This window comes from Bacillus sp. EKM208B (assembly GCF_011800725.1).
Taxonomy (GTDB): Bacteria; Bacillota; Bacilli; order Bacillales; family Bacillaceae; genus Bacillus; species Bacillus velezensis.
The window spans coordinates 1-221 of sequence record NZ_JAANHO010000065.1; the positions used below are offsets into that span (position 1 = coordinate 1).

Below are 221 nucleotides of genomic sequence, written 5' to 3' on the forward strand. Positions count from 1 at the left end.
CGGGGCCTTAGCTCAGCTGGGAGAGCGCCTGCTTTGCACGCAGGAGGTCAGCGGTTCGATCCCGCTAGGCTCCACCATTTATAAAAAACATGTTGACTTTAAGAGAAACTTATTATATACTTAAAAAGTTGCTTGAGAAAGTGAACAAAATGATCTTTGAAAACTAAACAAGACAAAACGTACCTGTTAATTCAAAGTTTTAAATAAATCGCACAGCGATG

The 221-nt window shown here is 40.3% G+C and carries 1 tRNA gene; it reads left to right on the top strand.

From position 1 onward, the window contains the following. The first annotated feature begins 1 nt into the window (after position 1). Positions 2–77: transfer RNA gene (locus G9F75_RS19895), tRNA-Ala, on the top strand. The last annotated feature ends 144 nt before the right edge of the window (positions 78–221 follow it).